Genomic DNA, 20,415 nt, shown 5'->3' on the forward strand with positions numbered 1-20,415 from the left:
CGTGCAAAATAGCAAGCAAAAGCAGGGCACCAAGCAAAAGCTGACCATCGCGGCCATCTTTGGTGCCATGGGCCCTGGCCTTCTGGCGGCGCTTTCGGGCAATGACGCCGGCGGCATCGCCACGTATTCCAGCGCCGGTGCCAGCTATGGTTACAAGATGCTCTGGATGCTTCCCGTCATGACCGTGCTGCTCATCGTGACGCAGGAGACCGCGGCGCGTTGCGGCTGCGTGACGGGCAAGGGCCTGGCCTCGCTCATTCGCGAGCGCTTTGGCGTGCGCAGGAGTGTGTTGGCCATGGCGGCGCTACTGATTGCCAACACAGCCGTGACCATTTCGGAGTTTGCGGGTATCGCGAGCGGCCTTGCCCTCTTTGGCGTGCCGGCGAGCATCTCGGTGCCGCTTGTGGCGCTGATGGTTTGGATGCTTACCATGTCGGGTAGCTTCCAGCGCATCGAGAAGATTCTGTTGCTGGTGAGCTGCGTGTTTGTGACCTACATTGTCGCTGCAATTATGGCTGGTCCCAGTTGGGGCGAGGTGGCGGTCGATCTGGTTGTACCCAACATTCAAAATGACCCCAGCTACGTGTCGCTTGTGGTCGCGACGATCGGTACCACCATCGCGCCCTGGATGATTTTCCTGGCACAGAACAACGTGGTCGATAAGAATGCAGGCGAGGACGATATCATGTTGCAGCGCATCGATACCGTGAGCGGCTCGATTGCCGCCGATGTCATTGCCGGTTTTATTATCATCACGACCGGTACGGTATTGTTCCCCGCGGGCATTCAGATTAGCGACGCTGCAGACGCTGCCCGCGCGCTGGAGCCCATTGCGGGCCAGTGGTCCACGGTGCTGTTTGCCTCGGGCCTGGTCGCGGCGAGCTTCTTGGCCGCCTGTGTGCTGCCGGGCGTTACGTCCAGCGCTATCTGCGAGGCGTTTGGCTGGGAACGCGGTGCCGATCGCAGCTGGGACGAGGCCCCGGTCTATCGCGGCATCATTACGGCAATCATTGGCATTTCTGCCGTGCTGGTGCTCATGCCCGGCGTCGACCTGTTCCAGATTATGATGACCTCGCAGGTCATCAACGGCGTGTTGCTGCCCGTGGTTCTGGTGTTCCAGGTGGTTATTGCCGCCGATCGACACATTATGGGCGCCAACCGCAACGGCCGTGTGTGGAATGTGCTCACTTGGGCGACTATCGGCGTTATTACGGTGCTGACGGTCGTTATGTTTGTTCTGCAAGCGATGGGTTACAGCGCGTAGCACCTCTCTTGGACTCTAAACAGGCCGCCGCCATGGGCTGCGGCCTGTTTTTGTCTGCTATAGGGTGCTAGTTATATACCGATGTGCAGCTATAAAGCCGCCTCTGGGGTGAACTAACAGCCCAGAGGCGGCTTTGTAAGTCGCGGAAGTGGTCCAAAGTGCCGGATTGTAAGCAGATTTGGCTGTGCGTTACTTGTCGGTGCCTAGCTTGTGCGGTTTGTAGGCGAGGGCGTTGACGAGTGCCTCGGCAGCGGATTTGACAGCCGCCGGCTGCGGATCGTTAACGTGGTCCTCGGGGTGCACGGGTAGGTCCTTCTTGACGGCATCGTGGATGAGCTTAAGGTACTCGGTCACACCGGCGGTCGAAAGATGCGTGCCGTCGCCATCGAACAGGTCGTTGCGGTTGGCGCTGTGCCCGTACCAGTCGATAACGCGTACATTCTTGTAGCGCGTAGCGGCGTTGGCGATGGCCTTGTTCGTGGACCCGACCCACGGCTGCGGGCTGCGCGTGTTTACAAACACGACAATACGCTGATCACCGGCGTCGGCCATGATCGCGTCGACCTGGGCGTCCGTTACCAAACCGTTGGTGCCCAGGGCAAAGACCACGATCTTGCCGGCAAGGTTCTGCTGGATATAGCCCTCAAATGTCGCGCGGCCCGCATCAAACTGGCGGCCCTTTTCGGCATCGATGTGGCTGTGCGGGAACACGCCGTCAAAGGCATCGACGGCGCGCAGGGACACGGAGTCGCCAATCATTAGCAGGTCGTAGGCTCCGTCGGGGAAGCCGTCGTCATCTTTGTCGGTGTCATCGGCCGCCCGCTGATCTTGAGGCTTTGCATTTTTGGCTTCCTTGTTTAGGATTTCGGCGCCCTCGCCGCTCAGCGCGGATGTGTCGGGCACAAAGACCAGGCCGCCCAGCGCCACAACAAGCACGACGGCGCAAACGGCGCAGGTGGGGACATGTGCGCGCATCCAGCCGGCGGGCGTGGTGGTGCCGTCGCGGAGCTCGGAAACGGTGCGCCCAAAAGCGCCCTTCCTAAACGGCGTTTCGATAAAGCGATAGGAGCACTCGGCCACGGCGACCACCAACAACACCTGCAAAATGTACTGCCACCAGGGCGTATCGTTGATGTTGGCGACCGGGTTCATGAGGAGCAGCAGCGGATAATGCCACAGGTAGATGCTGTAGGAGCGCTTGCCGATCCATACGAGCGGCTCGGCGGCCAAGGCCCGTGCGACCATGCCCTGGGGCTGCACGCATGCCGCGATAACCATCAGTGTGAGGATGGAGCACAGCAGCGTGCCTCCGCGATACTGAAACGCGGTATAGCCGTTGGTGAGCGCGACCATGGCGGCGAGTCCGACCAGGCCAACGACGCCCATCAAATCGATGGATGCGGGGGAGGACCAAAAGCGTGCGAGCTCACTTGGCTTTGTCGTGGCGGCCTCGGCGGTGTCGCTCTTTGACTTGCCGTGCTTGGCGGCACCGGCCAGTCGGTCGAGCCCCAGATGGCGGACAAGGCGCGCAGGCGCCAGGTCGCGGTCGGGGATAAAGGCCATCCAGGCGCCCAGCAGCAACGAGAACACGCGGGTGTCGGTGCCGTAGTACACGCGGCTGGGGTCGGTGGCGGGGTTGTAGAGCACCATCATGGCGACGGCGGAGACGGCGGCGAGGCCCAGGACCACGCGGCGCGTGTTGGGCTTGCTCATGTGCACCGACACCATGGCGAGCAGCAGCGGCGGCCAAATAAGATAGAACTGTTCCTCGATGGCAAGCGACCAAAAGTGCGTGAGCGGCGAGGGGTCGCCCAGGGCGTTAAAGTACGAAACGTCCTGCATGATCTGCCACCAGTTATTAAAGAACAGCAGCGACGGCAGGATGTCGGGGCGCATCTTGGTGAGCATCACATGGTTAAAGACAGTGCACAGTGCGCAGGTCACCACCACGACGGTTACCACGGCGGGGAACAGGCGACGGATGCGGCGGATCCAGAAGCTCTTGAGATCGATACGACCGGTCTTTGCGATTTCGTTGAGGAGCAGGCGCGTGATCAAGTATCCCGAGAGCACAAAGAAGATCGTGACGCCGAGCAGGCCGCCCTGTGCCCACGTGAGGTTGAGGTGATAGAGCACCACCGCGACAACGGCGAGCGTGCGAAGGCCGTCGAGGGCGGGGATGTAGCGAGATTTGGGACGCGTGGGCGCCTGTTCTTTTGCGGCGCTGTCGGTGCAGGCGCCCTTGTTGGCGGGCGAGCGATGGGAGCCTGCAGCGCGACGCGGCTCGGTGGTTTGGCGGTTAGTGCGCGAACGTTCGTGCGGCGCTTGTTGATCGCTCGCATGGCGTGAGCTGCGCGAGCTCGATCGCGGGAATTGTTCCATAAAACATCATCCAATGACGAGAATAATCAGCACGCTTTCATTGTAGCCGCCTACTCCTGTGAATGCTTGCTGCTGGCGTAAGCTCAAGCGCGCGTCCACATCAAAGTGAACTAAAGTTATAGAGGTGCGAGAGTGCACGATTGACGGCCGACAGCGGGTGCAGAGCCCGCGGACGAGGAGGTTTCCATGGCAGATTGCGGCATCGTCGCGGTGTTTGGCAGCATGAACATGGACCTTTCGGTGGCGTGCGACCGCATGCCGCGTGCGGGCGAGACCGTCGGCGGCAGCGGGTTTATCACCAACGCCGGCGGCAAAGGCGCCAACCAGGCCGTAGCAGCTGCGCGCATGGGTGCGCGCACGCGCATGATCGGCGCGGTCGGCCGCGACGCGTTTGGCTCGTCGCTCGTGGCGGGGCTCCAAGATGCTGGCGTGGACTGTGACTTTGTGGCGCGCTGCGACGACGTGGAGACGGGAACGGCGACCATCATTCGCTGTGAGGGCGATAACCGCATCGTGCTGTCGCCGGGCGCCAACCATGCACTTGCGGGCGAGGACGTTGCCCGCGCGCTGAGGCGCCTGGTGGCCGATGAGCTCGACGGCGACGCCAGCGAGATTGCCCCGGCTGCCGGAAGCGTCTTTATCGCCCAGGGCGAATGTGACCTTGTGGCGACTGTCGAGGCGCTTTTCTGCGCTCACGAGCTGGGGTTCTATACGGTCTTTAATCCAGCGCCAGCCTGCGAAGTGCCTGCGGAGGTCTGGCCTGCAGTCGACTTGGTTTGTCCCAACGAGACTGAGTGCCAGGTACTGACGGGCATCTTGCCTGCAGACGATGCGAGCTGCGTCGCGGCGCTCAATGCCTTGCTCGCCAAGGGTGCCGGTGCTGCGGTCATCACGCTGGGCGGCGCCGGCTCGGTTACGCTCGGCGACGACGGCGAGCTGCTGCGTATGCCGGCGCTTTCGAGCACGGTGGTCGATACGACGGCTGCGGGCGATACGTTTATCGGTGCGCTTGCCGCGGCTCGTCTGGAGGGGCTGCCGCTCTTTGAGTGCATGGCCGCGGGTGCTCGCGCCTCGGCAGTGACGGTGTCGCGCTTGGGCGCGCAGCAGTCGATTCCCACGCGCACCGAAGTTGAGCGCGTGTTTGGTTTAGACGATTTAGTACAAGACGGAGAAGCGGAGTAGAACAATGGCAACCAAGAAGCTGATCCTTGATCTGGATATGGGTGTGGACGATGCGATGGCGCTTGCCTATGCCATCGCGAGCCCCGAGGTTGAGCTCGTGGGCATTACCACGTGTTTTGGCAACGTGCGCGTCGACCAGTCGGCGCGCAACTGCCTGGCGGTGCTTGACCTGTTGGGCCGTCCCGAGGTGCCGGTGTACCTGGGTGCCGACCGTCCTCTGCAGGCGACTGAGCCCTATACGCCGCCGGCGTCCACCGTACTCATTCACGGCAAGAATGGCATCGGCGGCGCGAGCGTGCCCGCGTCGCCCTACGAGCCGGTGGGGGCGACGTCGGCCGATGGCAACGCTGCAGTCGATTATCTGATCGATGCCGCGCGCACCTATGGTCCCGATCTGGTCTACGTAGCGACCGGCCCGCTCTCCAACCTGGCGCTTGCCCTGGAGCGCGATGCGGCGGCGGTGATGTCTATTGGCCGCGTGGTGGTGATGGGCGGCGCCCTGACCGTGCCCGGCAACGTGAGCGCGGGCGCCGAGGCCAACATGGCAAGCGATCCCGAGGCGGCCGATGCCGTGCTGCGCTCGGGCCGCAAGCTCACTATGGTGGGCCTGGATGTGACGCATCGCGTGGTGCTCACGCGTCGCGACATTGCCGGATGGACGGGCTTGGGCACCATGGCGGGCTGTGCGTTTGCGAGCATGGTCGAGCACTACATTGGCTCGTACGAGATGAACGCACCCTACCTGGGTGGTTGTGCGCTGCACGATCCGCTGGCCGTCGCCGTGGCGATCGACCCCACGCTCGTGGGTGCGCTCGGCTGCAATCTGCGTGTTGATCTGCTGGGCGAGTATCGCGGCCGCACCATTTGCGACGAGCATCGCCTGTCCGATCCGGACAAGAGCGCGCTTGTGGCGCTGACCGTGGATGCCCCGCGCTTCCTTTCCGAGTTCAAGACGCGCATGGCCCGCGTCCTGGGCTAGATGATTTCCGTGCCCCGCCCCATGTAGTCAATTTGGGACGGGGCTTTTTTAGCTACCGAGTAAATGTGCCCGTTGGGGGAATAGTCGTGCCACTTCGCTTGACAACAGGCTAAACTAGCTCATAAACATTTACTACTCTGTTTAGATTGAATTTGCGGTCGTTTAGTTGTCGAGTCATCAAGTTGCGATGCTCCGCCACGGCCGTTGCTAGGGGGAACAATGGCCAAAGCAAGTGTTCGCGAGATCAGCCGCATCACCGGTTTTTCGCCTGCGACCGTGTCCAACGCGCTCAACCGCAAGCGCAGCGTGAGTGAAGAGACCGCCAAGGTCATCCTGGAGTGCGCGCAATCGCTTGGCTATCAGCAGTCGACGCAGCTCGAGAGCATTCAGTTTGTGCTCGCGCGCAAGACGGGCGCCATTCTGGACGAGAGCACCTTCCATCCCGCGGTTATCGAGGGCGTGGAGCGCCAGGCGCGTCGTCACGGCATGAGCACGAGCTTTGTCTCGCTCGACTTTAGCGACTTGGACGCCGTGCGTCCGCAGGTCGAGGGCCTGATCGCCGATCCGTCCGCCGCTATCGTGCTGATGGGCACCGAGCTGGGCGAGGAAGACTACGCCCTGTTTGCCAACGCTGCCGCCCACCTGATCGTGCTCGATGGCTGGAGCGATCGTCAGTACTTCGATGCCGTGGTCATTGCCAACACCGACTCGGTGCTGCGCGCCGTGGATCACCTCATCGAGAAAGGTCACAGGCAGATCGGCTATCTGGCAGGCGACCTTCGCATCCGCAACTTTAAGGATCGCGAGCGCGGCTATCGCCAAGCGCTTGAGGACGCAGACCTTGAGGCCAACCCGACATGGCGCGTTGCGCTGGGCACCACGCTCGAGGGCGCCTATCGCGACATGGGCGCATGGCTCGACAGCGTCTCGCGCGACGACCTGCCGACGGCTTTCTTTGCCGAAAACGACGTGCTCGCCGTGGGTGCCATGCGCGCGCTCAACGAGCACGGTATTCGCGTGCCCGAGGATGTCTCGATCATCGGCTTTGACGACCTATCTCTGGGCGCCTTCTCCAACCCGCCGCTCACCACGGTGCACGTTCCCAAGCACGAGGTGGGCGAGATCGCGGTGCGCCGCCTGGTGGGCAACATCCGCAATCCCAAGAGCTATACCTGCAAGACAGCCGTATCGACCTATTTTGTCGAGCGTCAGAGCGTGCGTGAGATCTAGGCAAAGGCAACGCCGGGCCGCAGGGCGGCAAAGCTCGCTAAGGCAGAAAAATAACGTCATCCATAAGGGGTCCTTCGGGGCCCTCTTTTTGTTGCCCTTGTATGTTCAGTTTGTTTACATACCGTTTAGGCTGATTTCTCTACCGCCCACGGGTATTTCGCGTTAAACTTCTAAACACTGGAGTAAAAATTTAGTAAACAGAACAAAACGAAACATGCGTCTGTTTACTGAACATGTGATTAGGGGAGGACGTACATGGACAAGATCAAGCTCGGTTTTGTGCCCACGCGCCGCAGTATCTTTAGCGCGCCGGACGCAATTAAGTATCGCGGCCTGACGGCTGATCGCCTGCGCGAGATCGGCGTCGACATCGTGGATATCGACGACATCAATGACGAGGGCCTGCTGTTCGACGACAGCCACATTGAGCCTATCGTCAAGAAGTTCCGCGCCGAGGGCGTCGATGGCATTATGCTGTGCCACGCCAACTTTGGCACCGAGTACGTTTGCGCTCGCCTTGCCCGCGAGCTCGGCCTACCCGTGCTGCTGTGGGGCCCGCGCGACGAGCGCCCCGAGCCCGACGGCACCCGCCTGCGCGATAGCCAGTGCGGCCTGTTCGCCACCGGCAAGGTCCTGCGCCGCTTCCAGGTTCCCTTCACCTACATGACCAACTGCCGCCTGACCGATCCCGAGTTCGAGCGCGGCGTTTGGGACTTCTTGGCCGTGTGCAACGTGGTCAAGACCTTCAAGCACACCCGCATCCTGCAGATGGCCACCCGTCCGTTCGACTTCTGGTCGACCATGTGCAACGAGGGCGAGCTGCTCGAGAAGTTCAACATCCAGCTTTCGCCCATTCCCATGACCGAGCTTGTCCAGGCCGTGCGCGACGCCCAGGCCGACGAGCAGGCCATGGCTACCATGCTTGCCCACATCAACGACAGCTTTGAGATCTGCATCCCCGAGGATAAGGTTCCCGCGGTCGCCGGTCTTGCCATCGCCATGAAGCGCCTGGTCGATAAGTACGGTTGCAACGCCGGCGCCATTCAGTGCTGGAACGCTCTGCAGGACGAGCTGGGCATTATGCCCTGCTCCGCCAACGCCATCCTCAACGAGATGGGCATTCCTATCGTATGCGAGACCGATATCCACGGCGCCATCACCGCGTTGATGGTCGAGGCCGCCGACCTGGGCCGTCACCGCGGCATGTTCGCCGACTGGACCGTGCGCCATCCCGATAACGAGAACGGCGAGCTGCTGCAGCACTGCGGCCCCTGGCCCTGCAGCTGCGCGGCCGTCAAGCCCAAGCTCACCTATCCGCTGGCTTTCGATCACCCCGGCGCGCTGACGGCCGAGGCCAAGCATGGCGACCTCACCCTTGCCCGCTTTGACGGCGACAACGGCGAGTACTCGCTGCTGCTGGGTAACGCCCGCGGCATCGACGGCCCGGCCGGCATGGGCACCTACCTATGGGTCGAGGTCGACAACCTCAAGCGCCTCGAGGCCAAGATCGTCGAGGGTCCCTACATCCACCACTGCGTCGCTATTCACGCCAACGTGGTGCCGGTGCTCTACGAGGCGTGCAAGTATATCGGCATCCAACCCGACCTGTACGACCCCATCGAAGAAGACGTTAAAGCCTACCTGCGAGGAGAGTAGAAATGGCAACTATCGAAGAGCTTGAGTCCCTGCGTTGGGACCTTCGCCGCGATTGCGTCGATATCATCATGGCTGGCGCTGGCGGCCACATCGGCGGTGACATGTCGGTGATCGACGCCCTCATGACCCTCTATGCCAACCACCTCAACATCTCGCCCGAGACCGTCGACGATCCCAACCGCGACCGCTTCGTGCTCTCCAAGGGCCACGCCATGGAAGCCTACTACGCGGTGCTCTGCCACGAGGGCTATCTTGACCTCGATGACGTCAAGGCCCGCTTCTCCAAGTTCGGCAGCCCCTACATCGGCCACCCCAACAACAAGCTCAAGGGCATCGAGATGAACTCGGGCTCGCTGGGTCACGGCCTGCCGGTGGCCGTGGGCATGGCGCTCGCCGGCAAGATGGACGGCCGCGACTACCGCGTCTACACCATCATGGGCGACGGGGAACTTGCCGAGGGATCGGTCTGGGAGGGCGCCATGAGCGGCGGCAACTACCAGCTCGATAACCTGTGCGCACTCGTGGACCGCAACCGCCTGCAGATCAGCGGCAGCACCGAGGATGTTATGAAGCAGGACTCGCAGGAGGAGCGCTGGGCCGCCTTCGGTTGGAACGTGCTCTCCATTCCGGGCAACGACGTCCGGGCCATCGACGCCGCGCTGACGCTTGCGGCCGAGACCTGCGGCAAGCCCACGGTCATCATCCTCAACACGGTGAAGGGCTATGGCTCGCCCGTCATGGAGGACAAGGCCGCCTGGCACCATCACCTGCCCAATGATGAGGAATATGCTCAGATCATCGCCGATTTCGCTGCCCATAAGGAGGCCGTCAATGGCTAACAAGATCGCCAATCGCAAGGTTATCTGCGACACGCTGCTCGAGGCCGCGAAGACCGATAAGGACATCGTCGTCCTATGCTCCGACTCCCGCGGCTCCGCATCGCTCACGCCGTTCTTTGATCAGTATCCCCAACAGTCCGTCGAGGTCGGCATTGCCGAGCAGGACCTGGTGAGCATCGCCGCCGGCATGGCTTCGTGCGGCAAGAAGGCCTGGGCCGCCTCGCCGGCGTCCTTTGTGACCACGCGCTCGTATGAGCAGTGCAAGGTTGATGTCTCGTACTCCAACACCAACGTCAAGCTCATCGGCATCTCTGGCGGCGTGTCCTATGGCGCCTTGGGCATGAGCCATCACTCCGCGCAGGATATCGCCGCCATGAGTGCGATTCCCAACATGCGCGTGTATCTGCCGAGCGACCGCTTCCAGACCGCCGAGCTCGTGCGGGCCCTGGTCGCCGACAACAAGCCGGCCTACATTCGCGTGGGCCGCAACCCGGTCGAGGACGTGTACACCGAGGACGAGTGCCCGTTCCAGATGGATCGCGCCACCTGGGTGCGTCGCGGCACCGATGTGACGCTCGTCGCCACCGGCGAGATGGTCCGCCATGCCGTGGACGCTGCCGACCTGCTGGCCGAGCAGGGCATCTCGGCAACGGTGCTCGACATGTATTGCGTCAAGCCGCTTGACGCCGAGGCCGTGATTGAGGCTGCCGGTGCCACGCGCGCCGTCGTGACGGTCGAGGAGCACAGCCCCTTCGGCGGCCTGGGCTCTATGGTCGCGCAGGTGGTGGGCGAGCATTGCCCCCGTCCGGTCAAGTGCCTCTCCCTGCCCGACGCACCGGTCATCACCGGCACGAGCCCCGAGGTCTTTGCACACTACGGCCTGACGGGTGCCGGAATTGCGCAGACCGTCGCCGAGTTCCTCGGCAACTAGTAGATACAGACGCTGCGCGGCCGCCAGTCGTCTTTGATTTGGCGGAAGGAATGGGAGAGTACATGAGCAAATACATCATCGGAATCGATCAATCCACGCAGGGCACCAAGGCACTGCTGGTGGACGAGGGCGGCCATTTGATTCATCGTGCCGATCGCTCGCATCGCCAGATTGTCAACGAGGCCGGCTGGGTGAGCCATGATCCGGTCGAGATCGCCGCCAATGTGTTGGCCGTGGCGCGTGCCGTGGTGGAGGAGACCGGGGTCGATCCGGCCGACGTTGCCGGCATTGGCATCTCCAACCAGCGCGAGACCACCGTTGCCTGGAACCGCGCGACGGGCGAGCCGCTGTGCGACGCCGTAGTGTGGCAGTGCGCCCGCGCCCGCGAGCTGTGCGACAAGCTGGCCGCGCGCGGGGGTGTGGCCGAGCTGGTGCGCGACACGACGGGTCTGGTGCTCTCGCCCTACTACCCGGCGGGCAAGATGGCCTGGATCCTCGCGAACGTTCCCGCTGCTGCCGAGGCTGCGGCGGCAGGCGAGCTGTGCCTGGGCACCATCGATGCCTGGGTGGTCTGGACGCTCACGGGCGGCACGGAGTTTCGCTGCGACTGGTCCAACGCCAGCCGCACGCAGCTCTTTGACCTGCGCCGTGGCTGCTGGAGCGAGCCGGTGTGCGAGGCCTTTGGCGTCGATGTGGCCTGCCTGCCGCAGGTGACCGATTCCGATGGCCTGTTCGGCATGACGGACCTGGGCGGCTTTTTGCCGGCACCCGTGCCCATTCACGGCGTGCTCGGCGACAGCCACGCGGCCTTGTTTGCGCAGGGCTGCCACAGCCGCGGTATGGCCAAGGCGACCTATGGCACCGGCAGCTCGGTCATGATGAACGTCGGCGACGAGTTCGTTGCCAGCTCGCACGGGCTTTCGAGCTCGCTCGCATGGCGTATGGACGGCGTGGCCGAGTACGTGCTCGAGGGCAACGTGAGCTACGCCGGCGCCGTCAAGACGTGGCTGCGCGACGATCTGGAACTCATCAATAACCCCGAGGAAGTTACCGACCTGTGTTACGCCGCCAATCCGGCGAGCCGCGTCTACTTTGTGCCGGCGTTTACCGGTTTGGGCGCGCCGCACTGGGCGAGTGACGCCGAGGGCTGCGTCTTTGGCATGACGCGCACCACGGGTCGCGCGGAGTTCGTGAAGGCCGCCGACGAGTCGATCGCCTATCAGATCTTTGACGTGATCGATGCGATGGTCGAGGATTCGGGTGCAACGTTGGCCGAGCTTCGTGTTGACGGCGGTCCCACGCGCGACGCGTACCTGATGCAGTTTGAGAGCGACTTGGTTGGCTCGCCCATCCGCATCGCGAGCAACGACGAGATGAGCGGCCTGGGTGCGGCCTGGGCCTGCGGCATCGCGCTGGGCACGTACACGCGCGATGTCGTCGATGTCTACGGCGCCCGCGGCATCGTGGAGCCGTCGATGCCCGCTGACGAACGCGCCAAAAAGATCGCCGGCTGGCGCCATGCCGTCGAGGCGACGATTGCGTACGAGTGACGCCTTGGGGCGATGTTACGGAGCGCTATTCGTGCCGATAGGTGAAGATGCGAACGAGAGAGTGATGTGATGCGGTAGAGTCCAACGCGTCGAATGATGGTCTACGTATGTGGGATTCTATTCCTGAGCTGCGGCGTTGTAATGAATGCACGCACGGGACTTGGTGTAGCGCCCATGAGTACGGTGCCGTACCTGATGTATATCATCGAGGGTTTGAGCCTCGGTACGGCATCGTTTATCGTGTATTGCGTATTCGTGGTTGCCCAGCTTCTCCTGGTGCGCTACCCGGATGTCAAGATTCTCTTGCAGATACCCGTCAGTCTGCTGTTTAGCGTTTTCATCGACGTGCTGGATATCTGGCTGTTTCCATTTACCGTAACGGGACTCATCGATGGCCTGGTCATGCTGGTCATCGCCGTATCGTTCACAGCGCTCGGCGTGACGCCGATCGTCTCCGCGCGGCTCGTTCCCGTTGCGCCCGACGGCATGGTGCAGACGCTCTCCCAGGTGTTTCACTGTGAATTTGGTAAGGCGAAGTATTTCTTTGACGGGAGCTGTGTGGGCATCTCACTGGTCTACGGGCTTGTGCGTACGGGTGCTGCGGTGGGCATCGGTATCGGCACCGTAGCCGCCGCGCTCCTGGCGGGCGGTATCTGCACGTTTTGGGGTCGTCTGCTCAACCGCAGGCTCATGGCCTTTATGGAAGAGCCTGCGAGCATGTAGACGCATTGAGCGAGAGGGGAGCGGCCATGAGGCAGCTGTTTGGAATTGATATCGGCGGAACGAGCGTCAAATGGGCGATTGTGAATGAGAACTACGAGTTTGGTGACCGTGGTTCGATTCCGACGGCGTTCGTCTCGGCCGATCAGCTGGTCGACGCGCTCGCGGCACTCGTAGGGCCGTATCGCGGACAGGTTGTAGGCGTGGGCATCTCGGCCCCAGGTGGCATCTTCGGTTACGAGGTCGATCCAGACGGGACGATCCATCGCGGTGGTGCGCTGCCGTACATGGACGGGTTTCCGCTTGGCCGAGCGCTGCGCGAACGGCTGGGGCTGCCCGTGACCGTTGTCAACGACGGCAAAAGCTGTGCGCTTGGCGAGTACGCTGCCGGCGCGTTGCGCGGCGTGGACGTGGGTTGCGTGGCGGTAATCGGTACGGGCATCGGCGGAGGCATCGTGGTTGACGGCCGGGTGCTGACAGGTGCGGGCGGCTTCGCGGGCGAGTTCAGCTTCCTGTCCAACAACGTAAGCGAACCGCTTGATCATCGTGATACGTTCGCGACTTCGAGCGGATGGCACGGCCTGCAGAATCTCGTGGCAGTCGAACTTGGCATTTCGGATGAAGCTGAACTGGAGGCCCTCGATGGCCGACGGATCTTCGAGCTACTGGAGCATGGGAGCGCGTCCGAAGTCGCCGCCGTGCAGCGCGGATTGGATGCCTATGCTGAGCTGTTTGATCGTGTGCTTGTGAATCTGCAGTGCGTCATCGACCTGGCAGTCTTCGCGATTGGTGGTGGCATCAGCTGCCATCCCGCGCTGTTCGAGGCGCTCGACCGTAAGATGGATGACGTCATGGCGCACTACACTGGTTTTCTGAAAGATATGCCTCGTCCGCACGTGGTCCCGGCGCAGCTGGGTAACGACGCCAATATCTACGGTGCCGTCGCAACTTGTTTGCAGGTGCTGTAAGTGCAGGCCATCTATTGGTCTGGTGGCGATTACAGTCGCTGCCGGGTTTTTGGCTGTTGAGCTGCTCGCACGCTCTGCATTGCGGACGACGCAGCATCAATAGGTGAGGGGTCAGAAAACTAGATGCTGAACGGTCGATATTATCGGCTGCGCGGCGCCCCGTCCCAAAGTAGTCATTTGGGACGGGGCTTTTTTGACTGCTATGATGGGTGGGATTGTTGCGACCAGCTAAAAGAGCCCTGTCCCAAATTGACTACCGAGAGGATCTGCCATGGAGCGCATCGCGAGTTTTTCCGTTGACCATCTGCTGCTTGAGCCCGGCGTGTATGTGAGCCGCGTCGACCGCGATCCGGCGACCGGTGCCGCCGTCACCACCTTTGACCTGCGCTTGACCACGCCCAACAAAGAACCGGTTATGAACACGGCCGAGTGCCACACCATCGAGCATCTGGGCGCGACGTTCCTTCGCAACCATGCCGAGTGGTCGAGCCGTATTGTCTACTTTGGCCCTATGGGCTGCCGCACGGGCTTTTACCTGGTTGTGTTTGGCGAGGTGACGAGTGAGGAGATCTTGCCGCTCGTGCGCGAGTTGTTCGAGTTTGTTGCTGGCTTCGAGGGCGATGTCCCCGGTGCCGCTCCCGAAGAGTGCGGTAACTACCTGGACCAGAATCTCCCTATGGCAAATTGGCTCGCGCGTCGCTATCTCGACCGCGATCTGATCGATATCGATGAGGCACACCTGCACTATCAGCAGGCGTAAAGGTTTCGTCGCTCAAAATGAGTTCACTGGGCGCCTTCGCTTATGCGGGGGTGCCTTTTTGTTGAGCGGACATGGCGGACGTTTAAAACCGCGCGTGATTGTTCTAGAATGTTCGTAATATCACACAAACGAACAGGAGCGAACATGCATATCTACTCTGTTACCGACCCCGAATTCAAACCCTATGGCCGCGTGTGGGATGACGTCCCGTCCAGCCTGACCGCCCCGCTCGTCGAGGCGCTCTCCGCAACGCCCATCCCCGAGGGCAGCAAGTACGTGGCCTCCGCGCCTGAGCTGGAGCAGGTCGAGGGCGCCGATGCGCTCGGCCTGCTCATGTATGGCGGCCGTCCGTTCCAGCTGGGCTGGTGCAACGGCCACAACACGAAGCTCAACTGCTTGGAGTATCACCGTGCGAGCGAGTTCAACCTGGGTGCTCGCGACTTTATTCTGCTGCTCGCCAAGCGTGAGCAGATTGTCGACGGCAAGCTCGACACCGCGCAGGTCAAGGCGTTCCGCGCGCCCGCCGGCACGCTCGTCGAGGTCTACGCCACCACGTTGCACTACACGCCGTGCATGGTCGACGACGGTGGCTTCCAGGTGATGGTTGCGCTGCCCGCCGGCACCAACGGTCCGCGCCCCGAGGCTGCGGCCGACATGCCCGCGGCCGGTGATAGCTACTGCTACTGGAAGGCCGACAAGTGGGTTCTCTGCCACGCAGATAGTCCCAAGGCTGCCGAGGGCGGCTACGTAGGTCTCGTCGGCAAGAACCTCGACATCACCGTGGACTAGGGTCTTCCGTCTCAATCTGTAACAGTTGGCGCGCTAAATCGTCTCTATCTGTTACAGATCAAGACGAACCACGGGGGCCGCCCGAACAATCTCAATCTGTAACGCCAAGCCCGGTTTTGACGGCCTAACTGTTACAGATCGAGACAAGCGGGCCCAACCCACCACAAAGGTGCCTGTCCCCTTTGCGGTGGTTGCCTAGAGCTGGCTGCGCAGGTAATCGGCCATATAGGGGACGGCGAAGCGCACGTAGCCGCGGCGCGCCTGCTCGATAACGCCGGCGTCGATGAGGCGCCGGCGATACTTTTGCGCATAGTCGGGTGTGACTGACATGCGCTTCGCAACATCAGAAATGCGAGACACAGCGTCTTCGTCATCAGTCATTGCGGAGAGAAACGCGACGTCTTGGTCTGACAGCGCGGCGAGCGTCGTTTCGCACACATCGTTTTCGAAATCGACTTTCGACGCCTCGATGGCTCCGTCGATTAACCCTTGCGTCGCACGTTCGCCTGTCCTGCAGCGATTGGCGATGTTATAGCCGATGAGTTGCAGCATATAGGGCGAGCCTTGGGTTGCGCGAGCGGCACGGAGGCGAAGATCGCTTGGAATATCAAGGCCGAGCTCATCGAAAGCCCGCTGGTAATAGGTATCGACATCTCCGACCGAAAGTGGCTCGAGCGTGACCTTTCGAGCGCGGTTGAGAAATGTCAGCACACGGTCATTGAGTGTTGCGCAGACGGCTCCCGGAAGGCCCGCCATGACGAGCGCGACGTTGAGTCGTTCGCCGACCAGCTCTTGATAGGCGGTGACGAGCTGTCTGATCTCGGGTGAATTTGCTTGGAGCTCGTCGATGAGGATGAGGATGCCGTGCCCCTGCTCGGTCAGTTTGCGCGCGAGCTGCGTGAGCTTGAACTGAAAGCTCTTGGTCTCCTGCACGTCTCGTGTGAACTCGAGGCCTGCCGAGAGCCCGAAAACACTTAGGCTGCCGCTCGCGAGTTTGGGAAGGCGGCGTTTGTTGACGTAAGGTTTGCCTGCTTCTTGGATTTTCTCGACAATGCGCTCGAGCATATCCTCGGAGGCTACGGTAGGCGTGGCGACAACAAAGCCGAGCTTGCGTGCGCGGTCGGCAAGTTCCCACAGAAGAACTGTCTTGCCGCTGCCTCGCTGTCCAAGCATGAGCATGGCTCGGTCGCGATTGCCCGGTTCCTGCTCAAGGCCGGATATGAATGTCGAAATTACAGTTTCGCGCCCGACGAGATAGGATGGGCGATTTCCAAATGAGGGGGAGAAGATGGTTTCAGTCATAAGTCTCCTTTCCTTTCTTTCCTATTTTTTCCTTTCTTTCCTATTCAGTCAAATGGTCTGCCACCCGAGGGCGCCTTCGCTGTTGTGGAGGCGCCCTTTTTTGCAAGTGAGTAGACTTTTTGGCTTAGTCTGACCACGCCGGAACATGCCAGGTAAGCTACCTGCGGTTTTGATGGCGTCAAAGGCGGGTCTGGTTGAGTTTTGCCAAAAAGTCTACTCACTTGACGTTCGCGGCGTGTGGGCGGGTGCTTTTTCGTGCACGCGAGGTATCAAAAAGTGTCAGGAGCGCACCGTCTGCCGATATGCGGGAGCGAAAAGAAGTGTCGACCTGCGCCGTTGCCGTTGAGCGACGTGCCGTTTATAGAGATACTGAGCCTATGACAACAGCGTGCGAAAGGATTGATACATGGCTTTCCGTAATGACTTCCTGTGGGGCGGCGCAACGGCTGCCAACCAGTGCGAGGGTGCCTACGACGTGGACGGCCGCGGCCTGGCCAACGTGGACGTGGCTCCGCACGGCCCCGAGCGCTATGCGGTGGTCTCCGGCCAGCGTAAAATGCTCGACTTCGAGGACGGCTATTACTATCCCGCGCAGACCGGCATCGATTTCTATCACCACTACAAAGAGGACATCGCTCTCTTTGCCGAGATGGGCTTTAAGACCTTCCGTATGAGCCTGGCTTGGACCCGCATCTTCCCCAACGGCGACGAGACCGAGCCCAACGAGGCTGGCCTGGCCTTCTACGAGGACGTATTCCGCGAGTGTCAGGCGCACGGCATCGAGCCGCTCGTGACCATCACGCACTTCGATTGCCCGATTCACCTCATCAAGGAGTACGGCGGCTGGCGCAACCGCAAGCTCATCGACTTCTACAAGAACCTCGCGACCACGATCTTTACCCGCTACAAGGGGCTGGTGAAGTACTGGCTCACCTTCAACGAGATCAATATGATCTTGCACCTGCCGTTTATGGGTGCCGGTCTGGTCTTTGAGGAGGGCGAGAACAAGGAGGCCGTCGAGTACCTGGCCGCCCACAACGAGCTCGTCGCCAGCGCTTGGGCAACCAAGATCGCCCACGAGATCGACCCCGAGATCAAGATCGGCTGCATGCTCGCCGCGGGTAGCTACTACCCCTACAGCTGCCGTCCGGGCGACGTGCGCCAGGCGCAGCTCGATAACCAGGACAACTACTTCTTCGTCGACGTCCAGAGCCGCGGCTACTACCCGGCATATGCCGTCAAGAAGCTCGAGCGTCTAGGCATCGATGTGGGCATGACGGACGAGGACCGCGAGATCCTGGCCGCTAACACCGTCGACTTCATCAGCTTTAGCTATTACAGCACCCGCTGCTCTGCCGGTGCCGATAACCCCGATGTCGAGCGCACCCAGGGTAACGCCTTCGCCGGCGCCAAGAACCCCTATCTGCAGGAGAGCCAGTGGGGCTGGGCCATCGATCCGCTGGGCTTCCGCATCACCCTCAACGACCTGTACGACCGTTATCAGAAGCCGCTGTTTGTGGTCGAGAACGGTCTGGGCGCCAAGGATGTTGTCGAGGAGGATGGCTCCATCAACGACGACTACCGTATCGACTACCTGCGCCAGCATATCGCCGCGATGCGCGATGCGGTGACCGAGGACGGCGTTGACCTGCTGGGCTACACCACCTGGGGCCCGATCGACCTGGTGTCTGCCGGCACGGGTGAGATGTCCAAGCGCTACGGCTTTATCTATGTGGACCGCGACGACGCCGGCAACGGTACCCTCAAGCGTTCCAAAAAGAAGAGCTTCGACTGGTACAAGAAGGTTATTGCTTCTAATGGTGAGGACCTGTCCTAAGGAAGCTGAGACACTCAACTTCATAGCCTTCTAACCAAGGCGCCCGGCGAGTAGTTATTGCTCGCCGGGCGTCTTGCCGTCTGCGGATTTTGGGACATGCGGCCCGCTTTTTGGGCCCGCCTGTCGGTACACTAAAGGGACTATGAGTACCCGCGAGCGACATATCGGCCACGCGGCCGCCCGGACCGTTCCGGTTGCGGATCCCAGGGGCGGCAGGCTCTTCGCCATGCCGCGATTCCTTGTTGGCATAACGCATCAGGTGTACCGTCACCGCGTCTTTGCTATCGCCGGCGCCATCACCGCGCTGTTCCTCATGCTTTTGGCGATCTTGCCGGTGCTGTTCGCCTTCGACCCCAAACTTTCTAACGCCGTGCCCGCCTATAGCGAGGTGTCCGAAGAGGTCGTGGATGGGCTCACCCATTCGAGCCCTCTCCCGCTGCTTGTCGCCGCAATTGTATTTTCGATTTGGGGCGTGTTGGTCTATCTGCGTTGTTTGGACTATGTGTTGCGCCGCCGCCTTGTTGCCATCGCCAGCATCTGTGCCCTGTGGATGATCGAGGTCATTCTCAAGTACAAGTCGTACACGCCGTTCTATGCCACCTTGCTGTGGTACCTGTACTACGTGCCCATGACGCTCATTCCGCTGCTCTACCAGCTCTGCGGCCTGCGCCTTGCGGGCCTGGAGCAACGCCGCCTGGGTCGCCGCTACCGTGCTGCGCTGTGGATTGTGGCCATCCTGCTTATCGGATTTGTGCTCACCAACGATTTTCACCAGCAGGTCTTCCGCTTTGACCGTACAAGCGACACCTGGAGCAACGATTACACGTACGGCCGGGGTTATTTCGCCTTCCTCGTGTGGACGGCCTTTAACTTCGTGGCCTTTTTTATCCTGGTTGGTCGGTCCTCGTCCTTTCGCATCCAACGTTTCTCGGGCATGGCGGCGCTCGTGCTGCTGGGCGGCGCATTCTTTGCCATCTCATATGCTCTGCGCGTGCCCTGGGCATGGAGGCTCAACTTTTCGCTCGTCTATTGCATCATGTGCGTGGTGGCGATGGAAATCTGTCTCGATTGCGGTGTCATTCCGTCGTACCACGATATCGCCGGCATCTTCGACACCTTGCCGCTTGACCTCAAAGTTCTAACGCGCGACCTGCAGGAGGTCTATGCCACGCCGGTGTCAAAGCCAATGCCGGTAGGCGTGCGCGAGGAGTTGCGGAACCAGGAGCACGCCCGCGCCCATGCCTTTACCGTGGCGTCCGATCCCGATGTGATGTATCGTGCTTTTCCGCTGCTGGGGGGATCGGCCCTGCTTGCCCAAGACGTATCGGAGCTCAACGAGCTCAATCGCGAACTGGCACATCGTCGCATGGAGCTGCAACGCCAAAACGAGCTGCTTGCCGCCGACTACGACCTTAAGACACATTTGGCAGATCAAGAGGCCGAGACCTTGCTAGTCCAAGACGTGGACCAGGCGCTTGCCCGCGCGCTCGAAGAGATGTACGACTTGTTGAGCTCGCTGCCGCCGTTGACTGACGAGGAATCTTCGCGCGAGCGTTACCGCATGCTGCAGCGCGCCAAGATGCTCGTTGCCTATTGCAAACGGAAGGGGTCGCTCACGTTGGCACGGCACGGGGAGAGCGGTTTTGACCGCGACCGCATTCAGCTCATTGCCAACGAGCTCGCAAGCGACCTGCGCACGATCGATGTCGATTGCGCCTCGATTATTGCCATACGGCGCCCGATGCACGCCAGTACGGTAAGCGCGCTGTACGACTGCGTGTATGACTTTGCGTTTTTTGCCTACACCACCGATCATCCGGCACTTATGTATCACTTGGGCGACCATGACCGATGCAGCGTCGAGCTGCGCGCCACACTTTTTTCCAACGATGATGAAGATCTTTCGCAGACGCCCGCTGCGCAAGAGCTCGAAAGCGCTTTGCAAGGGCGCAACGTGGCATACCGCCTTGAGGGCGAGTCCGGTCAGCTGCGCATGATCGTCTTGATGCCGAGGGCGGGTGAGTAA

Annotated in this window: 16 protein-coding genes; 14 read left to right on the forward strand and 2 right to left on the reverse strand. The window is 61.3% G+C overall.

Going from position 1 to position 20,415, the window contains the following annotated elements; all coding sequences use genetic code 11:
• Window positions 1-67 precede the first annotated feature (67 nt).
• On the forward strand, window positions 68-1,264 hold the full coding sequence (locus ACQRCA_RS02190; RefSeq protein WP_427718160.1) for an Nramp family divalent metal transporter: 1,197 nt from the start codon (window positions 68-70) through the stop codon (window positions 1,262-1,264).
• 189 nt (window positions 1,265-1,453) lie between these two features.
• Here ACQRCA_RS02190 and ACQRCA_RS02195 read toward each other — a convergent pair whose 3' ends face one another.
• On the reverse strand, window positions 1,454-3,646 hold the full coding sequence (locus tag ACQRCA_RS02195) for an acyltransferase family protein (RefSeq protein WP_427718084.1): 2,193 nt from the start codon (window positions 3,644-3,646) through the stop codon (window positions 1,454-1,456).
• Window positions 3,647-3,832: 186 nt separating this feature from the next.
• Here ACQRCA_RS02195 and ACQRCA_RS02200 point away from each other — a divergent pair, with 186 nt between their 5' ends.
• From ACQRCA_RS02200 to ACQRCA_RS02250, 11 genes are all read left to right on the forward strand, one after another.
• Complete coding sequence (locus ACQRCA_RS02200; RefSeq protein ID WP_427718086.1) at window positions 3,833-4,828, forward strand: ribokinase; 996 nt, start codon at window positions 3,833-3,835, stop codon at window positions 4,826-4,828.
• 4 nt (window positions 4,829-4,832) lie between these two features.
• A complete protein-coding gene (locus ACQRCA_RS02205; protein WP_427718089.1) occupies window positions 4,833-5,807 on the forward strand; it encodes a nucleoside hydrolase in 975 nt (324 codons plus the stop codon).
• Window positions 5,808-6,026: 219 nt separating this feature from the next.
• On the forward strand, window positions 6,027-7,037 hold the full coding sequence (locus tag ACQRCA_RS02210) for a LacI family DNA-binding transcriptional regulator (protein ID WP_427718091.1): 1,011 nt from the start codon (window positions 6,027-6,029) through the stop codon (window positions 7,035-7,037).
• A 255-nt stretch (window positions 7,038-7,292) separates the two neighbouring features.
• Complete coding sequence (locus ACQRCA_RS02215) at window positions 7,293-8,693, forward strand: L-fucose/L-arabinose isomerase family protein (protein WP_427718093.1); 1,401 nt, start codon at window positions 7,293-7,295, stop codon at window positions 8,691-8,693.
• 2 nt (window positions 8,694-8,695) lie between these two features.
• Window positions 8,696-9,532, forward strand: coding sequence for a transketolase (locus ACQRCA_RS02220; protein ID WP_427718096.1), 837 nt, complete (start codon window positions 8,696-8,698; stop codon window positions 9,530-9,532).
• A complete protein-coding gene (locus ACQRCA_RS02225; RefSeq protein ID WP_427718099.1) occupies window positions 9,525-10,463 on the forward strand; it encodes a transketolase family protein in 939 nt (312 codons plus the stop codon). The genes ACQRCA_RS02220 and ACQRCA_RS02225 overlap by 8 nt, the downstream gene beginning before the upstream one ends.
• A gap of 62 nt (window positions 10,464-10,525) precedes the next feature.
• Window positions 10,526-12,013 (forward strand): FGGY family carbohydrate kinase, encoded by a 1,488-nt coding sequence (locus tag ACQRCA_RS02230; RefSeq protein ID WP_427718101.1) that lies wholly within the window; start codon window positions 10,526-10,528, stop codon window positions 12,011-12,013.
• 96 nt (window positions 12,014-12,109) lie between these two features.
• Window positions 12,110-12,736: a YczE/YyaS/YitT family protein gene (locus ACQRCA_RS02235; protein ID WP_427718104.1), complete on the forward strand. Its 627-nt coding sequence runs from the start codon at window positions 12,110-12,112 to the stop codon at window positions 12,734-12,736.
• A 5-nt stretch (window positions 12,737-12,741) separates the two neighbouring features.
• On the forward strand, window positions 12,742-13,701 hold the full coding sequence (locus tag ACQRCA_RS02240) for an ROK family protein (protein WP_427718107.1): 960 nt from the start codon (window positions 12,742-12,744) through the stop codon (window positions 13,699-13,701).
• Window positions 13,702-13,972: 271 nt separating this feature from the next.
• Window positions 13,973-14,461, forward strand: coding sequence for an S-ribosylhomocysteine lyase (locus tag ACQRCA_RS02245; protein WP_118652431.1), 489 nt, complete (start codon window positions 13,973-13,975; stop codon window positions 14,459-14,461).
• 144 nt (window positions 14,462-14,605) lie between these two features.
• Window positions 14,606-15,250, forward strand: coding sequence for a DUF4867 family protein (locus ACQRCA_RS02250; RefSeq protein ID WP_346963377.1), 645 nt, complete (start codon window positions 14,606-14,608; stop codon window positions 15,248-15,250).
• Window positions 15,251-15,445: 195 nt separating this feature from the next.
• Here ACQRCA_RS02250 and ACQRCA_RS02255 read toward each other — a convergent pair whose 3' ends face one another.
• The gene (locus ACQRCA_RS02255; RefSeq protein ID WP_117747030.1) at window positions 15,446-16,552 is read right to left on the reverse strand and encodes an ATP-binding protein; all 1,107 of its coding nucleotides are present in this window, start codon (window positions 16,550-16,552) and stop codon (window positions 15,446-15,448) included.
• Window positions 16,553-16,958: 406 nt separating this feature from the next.
• Between ACQRCA_RS02255 and ACQRCA_RS02260 the strand changes: the two genes are divergently transcribed.
• Together ACQRCA_RS02260 and ACQRCA_RS02265 are read left to right on the forward strand one after the other, a co-directional pair.
• Window positions 16,959-18,389, forward strand: coding sequence for a 6-phospho-beta-glucosidase (locus ACQRCA_RS02260; protein WP_427718111.1), 1,431 nt, complete (start codon window positions 16,959-16,961; stop codon window positions 18,387-18,389).
• Between the two features lie 142 nt (window positions 18,390-18,531).
• On the forward strand, window positions 18,532-20,415 hold the full coding sequence (locus ACQRCA_RS02265) for a histidine kinase N-terminal 7TM domain-containing protein (protein WP_427718114.1): 1,884 nt from the start codon (window positions 18,532-18,534) through the stop codon (window positions 20,413-20,415).

This window comes from Collinsella sp. SGI.095 (genome assembly GCF_050314535.1).
Classification (GTDB): domain Bacteria; phylum Actinomycetota; class Coriobacteriia; order Coriobacteriales; family Coriobacteriaceae; genus Collinsella.

Excerpts from the sequence above, each read along its gene's own strand:
- ACQRCA_RS02190 (WP_427718160.1), top strand. The coding sequence starts at position 68 with ATGGGCCCTGGCCTTCTGGCGGCGCTTTCGGGCAATGACGCCGGCGGC.
- ACQRCA_RS02195 (WP_427718084.1), bottom strand. The coding sequence starts at position 3,646 with ATGGAACAATTCCCGCGATCGAGCTCGCGCAGCTCACGCCATGCGAGC.
- ACQRCA_RS02200 (WP_427718086.1), top strand. The coding sequence starts at position 3,833 with ATGGCAGATTGCGGCATCGTCGCGGTGTTTGGCAGCATGAACATGGAC.
- ACQRCA_RS02205 (WP_427718089.1), top strand. The coding sequence starts at position 4,833 with ATGGCAACCAAGAAGCTGATCCTTGATCTGGATATGGGTGTGGACGAT.
- ACQRCA_RS02210 (WP_427718091.1), top strand. The coding sequence starts at position 6,027 with ATGGCCAAAGCAAGTGTTCGCGAGATCAGCCGCATCACCGGTTTTTCG.
- ACQRCA_RS02215 (WP_427718093.1), top strand. The coding sequence starts at position 7,293 with ATGGACAAGATCAAGCTCGGTTTTGTGCCCACGCGCCGCAGTATCTTT.
- ACQRCA_RS02220 (WP_427718096.1), top strand. The coding sequence starts at position 8,696 with ATGGCAACTATCGAAGAGCTTGAGTCCCTGCGTTGGGACCTTCGCCGC.
- ACQRCA_RS02225 (WP_427718099.1), top strand. The coding sequence starts at position 9,525 with ATGGCTAACAAGATCGCCAATCGCAAGGTTATCTGCGACACGCTGCTC.
- ACQRCA_RS02230 (WP_427718101.1), top strand. The coding sequence starts at position 10,526 with ATGAGCAAATACATCATCGGAATCGATCAATCCACGCAGGGCACCAAG.
- ACQRCA_RS02235 (WP_427718104.1), top strand. The coding sequence starts at position 12,110 with ATGGTCTACGTATGTGGGATTCTATTCCTGAGCTGCGGCGTTGTAATG.
- ACQRCA_RS02245 (WP_118652431.1), top strand. The coding sequence starts at position 13,973 with ATGGAGCGCATCGCGAGTTTTTCCGTTGACCATCTGCTGCTTGAGCCC.
- ACQRCA_RS02250 (WP_346963377.1), top strand. The coding sequence starts at position 14,606 with ATGCATATCTACTCTGTTACCGACCCCGAATTCAAACCCTATGGCCGC.
- ACQRCA_RS02255 (WP_117747030.1), bottom strand. The coding sequence starts at position 16,552 with ATGACTGAAACCATCTTCTCCCCCTCATTTGGAAATCGCCCATCCTAT.
- ACQRCA_RS02260 (WP_427718111.1), top strand. The coding sequence starts at position 16,959 with ATGGCTTTCCGTAATGACTTCCTGTGGGGCGGCGCAACGGCTGCCAAC.
- ACQRCA_RS02265 (WP_427718114.1), top strand. The coding sequence starts at position 18,532 with ATGAGTACCCGCGAGCGACATATCGGCCACGCGGCCGCCCGGACCGTT.